The 4,279-nt window shown below is 62.2% G+C and carries 1 protein-coding gene; it reads right to left on the bottom strand.

The features are described 5' to 3' along the window. Positions 1 to 37: 37 nt before the first annotated feature. Positions 38 to 4,279: DUF1549 domain-containing protein (locus tag KDL09_RS24805; RefSeq protein WP_294391510.1), on the bottom strand; the 4,242-nt coding region annotated here is incomplete at its 5' end.

Raw genomic sequence — 4,279 nt, 5'->3', positions numbered from 1 at the left:
GTCGATACGAATCAACCAGCATCGCGTGACACGCCAATCAATGATTAAACAAGAACGCCGGTGAGTTGATGAGGGCCCAGGCGAGGTCCTGCGCGGCGGTGAGGCGCTTGTTGCTGAGCTGTTTCTGGCTCAGGTCGGCGTCGCGGCGGAGTTGCAGGAGTTTGGGGTCGATCAGGATCGGTTTCTGCGAGTCGGTGTGCTTCGTTTCGAGGGCGATGAGCTGCGGATCGGCAGGCAGCGGCTTTTTCGCGTTGGCGAGGATCTTCTTCTGGGCCTGGTAGTCGCGGAACTGGTTGAGGAAGTGCTCGGTGAGGAGCTTCGTCTGCTCTGGCGTGCGTTTGGCAGCCTTCACCGCATCGGCGACGGCCTTGGGCACACCGAAGCGCACGGTGGGACTGCCGGTGACCCACAGACGGAAGCGGCCTGGGACGTATTTGCCGCCTTGGAAAGCGGAGGTCATCTGCACGGTGAGCTGCGCACCACCTTCATAGCTGACCGGCTTGGCGAATTCGAAGGTGGCCTCGTGGCGGAAACCGCCTTCGGGGCTGACTGCCCAGCCGCGGTCGCGGTTGCCCTTCTTGAGAGCTTCGGTGACGGGGAAGCTGGTCTGCTCGAAGTCGGCCTTCGGATTCTTGAGCGTCTGCTCCTCGCCGCCACGCTTGCTGCGTTTGGCGTCGATCGGATCAGCACGGACGGTGAATTCACCGAGCACGAAATTGCCATCCGGGGCGAGACCCGGGCCGTTGCTCGGCAGGCGGTCGTCAGGAATCATCTCGAGCTTGATCGCGGTGATGCTGGCGAGCGGAGTTTTGCAGCGAAGCTGATAGTTGCCCGGCGCGACACGCCCATCCGGCAGAGCGGTGGCAAACAGGCTGCCGTCAGGCTGCACTTCGAGCTTCTCCGCGCCATTCGAACGCACGACCTGAACTTCGAGCGGATGCCATTCGGTGGTGAGGTCGAGGTAGTTTTCCCAGCGCGGCTGGTTCGCGGGAGCGGTGTCCTGCGCGGCCTTCACTTTACCCTCGGCGGCTTTGATGGCGGCGACGCGCGCGGCTTCCTGCTTCTTCACCTCGGGAGCCATCTTCACCTTGTACGCTTCGAGTTCTTTCTTCGCGGCAGCGATGGCGGCAAGACGATCCGCCTCGGCCTTGTCGATGATCGGCTTCTGCTCGACTTCCTTGGCCTGGAGTGTGGCAGCGAGCGTTTTGTTTTCGGAATCGAGCCCGGCCATGCTTTCGAGCGCGGCGGAGATCTCCTTGTCGGAAGCGTGGCGGTTCAGGATGCGCACAAAGACTGCATCAACCAGCTGGCGGTCGTCTTTGATCTCGTTCGTGAGCTTCGCGATGGCGTTGTTCGGATCGCTGATGGCATCGCCGACGGTCGGACCGCTCATGAGCGCCATGACGGGGCCGAGATTGACGTCGTTGCTGCGTTCGCATTCGCACACGGATTCACGTGCAGGTTTGCCGAAGTTGGCGAGGAAGCCGTCCTGCAGCTTGATCTGGCCGTCGGCGAGAGCGGCGGCGCGGGTGCCCTTCGGCACGCCGGGGATGTTCGGCATGGAACCGGTGACGGCGAAGACGCTGTCAAACAGCACTTCGGCGGGCAGACGACGCGCCTTGGCATGGCTGTAGTTGATGTGATCGTCCTCGTTCCACTTGTTGGTGGCGAGGCTCAGATTGTAGGTGCGGCTGTTGGCGATGATCTTCATCAGGTGGCGCACGTTGAAGCCGCTCTGGATGAACTCGTTCGTCAGGTATTGCAGCAGTTCAGGATTGCTCGGCGGATTGCCGGCGCGGATGTCGTCCAGCGGTTCGATGACGCCGGTGCCGGTGAGGTAGCCCCAGATGCGGTTGGCGTAGCTCATGGCGAAGTAGTCGTTCTTCGGACTGGTCATCCAGGTGGCAAAGGCTTCGCGGCGTGTGTTCGCGGCCTTGCTGACGAGCTCAGTTTCAAACGGCACCTTCGGCGCGACGGGCTGGTTGGTGCGCAGGTGCATCACGTCGCCGTCCTTCTTGTCGCTGACGATTTCGAACAGCGGCTTCGCGCCTTCAACTGCCGTGCCGCCGATCGTCTTGCCTGCGGCGGCCGGATCGCCCTTGAGGTCGACCTGCGCGAAGTAGGACGCGGTTTCATAATACTGGTCCATCGTCCAGCGCTCGAAGGGATGGTCGTGGCACTTGTTGCAGTTGAAGCGCGTGGCGAGGAAGAGATGCGTGGTGTTCTCGGAGATTTCTTCCGGCGTGCGCACCGTCTTGAAGTAGGCGGCGGGCGGATTGTCCTTGTTCGATCCGCTGGCGGTGATGATGCGATACGCGAAGCGGTCGTAAGGCGTGTTGTCGGACACCTGCTGCTTGATCCAGGTGCGCAATGCGGTCGCGCCTTCGACGCCGAGGAACTTGGAATTTACCTGCAGCATGTCGGCCCATTTGTTGGCCCAATGCTCGACGAAATCAGGATTGCCGATGAGCTTGTCGATCACGTCGCTGCGCTTCGTGCGCGTGTCGCGCTTGTCGGCGAGGAAGGTGGCGACTTCCTCGGGCTTCGGCGGCAGACCGGTGAGGTCGAGATGGATGCGACGCAGGAAGTCCTCGTCGCTGCACAGGCCGCTGGGTTCGATCTTCATGCGCTGCCACTTTTGCGCGACGAGTTCGTCGATCTTGTTCCACTTCTCCGGCTCTTTCCATGCGAAGCCCGTGCGGTCGCCCATCACGGTGATGGTGGTGGCGGCGTAGCTGCCTTCGAAGCGCGCCAGGATCGGCGCCTCACCGCGGCGCAGGCTGGTCATGAGACCTTTCTTGTCGGCTTCGATCACGTCGCCGTTGCCGCTTTCGATGAAAGCCTCGGCGGTGACGTCTTTGACATAGCCGTCCGCATAACGCGCGATGACGCGGAGCTGCTGACGGCCGCCGATGCGCTCGATAACGGGATTCTTTGGCGAGAGCTCGATGCTCGTAACGCGTGGCGTCTTCATGTCGAGCTTCGCGCCCTGGCCGATCCATGCTTTGAGTGACTCGTAGTAAAGCTCTCCCGGCACGGTGAGCTGGCCGCCTTCATGCGGCACGGCGCCGCTGGCTTTCAGCAGCATGAGCGAATGCTCTGGCGAAGCGACGTTCGCACGACGGCTAGCGTGATCGTCGGCAAAGGCGAGCACGTCGTAAATCGGATCGTAACCACGCAGGCTGAGCTTGAAGCCCGCTTTGCCATCCTTCGCGCCGTGGCAGGTGCCTTGGTTGCAGCCGAGCTTCGACATGATGGGCATGATGTCGCGCACGTAGTCGGGGTGCAGCGCCACATTCATGCCGCCCACGGTCACCGGCACGTTGGCCGTTTTGCCAAGGAACGAAATCTTCACGCTGGTGCTGCCATCCTTGTCCGGACGCACCATGCCGCGTGCGGAGATGTCCACGACGCCGTCGTTCGCAGCGGTGATCTTGGCCATGCGGGTCACATCAGCACGCGTGCCGTCGCTCATCTTCGCGGTGACGAGAAGTTGCGCGTATTCGGTGGGCTTGCCGATCTTGATCGTTGTCGGCTCGACTTCGATCGAAGCGACCGTCGGTCCGGTGTGCAGCGTTTCTATCTTCTTGTCCTTCGCCACTTCGACGCGCACGCTGTCGTCCACAATGACATCGCTCGCGGCGAGGATCTTCTCCTTCACGAGCGGCACGGAGGTGAAGTCCTTCGCGATCTTGCCGCTCGCGGCATCGATGAGCCGGATCTGGCCGTCCTGACCGGCGGCGGCGACCGTTTTGCCATCGGGGCTGAAGGTCACACTGAAAATGCCGCACGGAATCGCCGTGCTGCTGAGCTGCTTCACGTCCTTCGTGATGTAGTCGTCGAGTTCCTTGCCCTTGCCGTTCACGGTTTCGACGATCTTCTTCACCGCCTCGGGCATCGCGCTGTCGTAGTCGCTGCTGTAGATGTTCACCGTGCCGAGTCCCTCGTGCGAGGAACCGGCGGCGATCCGCTTGCCGTCCGGCGCGAAATCGACGCCGAAGATGCGGCCCTGCATCGCGGGGAATTTGCGGATGAGATTCGCGTTGTCGCCGATTTTGCGAACGGTGATGCGATGCATGCGGTAGATCTGCGGAACGCCGTCCGTGCCGCCGATGAGCACTTCATCGCGCTGCGGATGACGCGCCAGCACCTGCACGCCGCCTTTAAGCGCACCGGGCGTAATGGAGGTGACGTTGTCCACGAAACGCTGCGTGGCGACCTCCGTGAGCTTCACGCTCATGTCGCGTCCGCAGGAGACGACGTGCTTGCCGTCGATGCC

The sequence above is a fragment of the Prosthecobacter sp. genome (assembly GCF_020439865.1).
Taxonomy (GTDB): domain Bacteria; phylum Verrucomicrobiota; class Verrucomicrobiia; order Verrucomicrobiales; family Verrucomicrobiaceae; genus Prosthecobacter.
The sequence above is the reverse complement of the archived record's forward strand: the minus strand, read 5'-3'. Positions and strand labels throughout refer to the sequence as shown.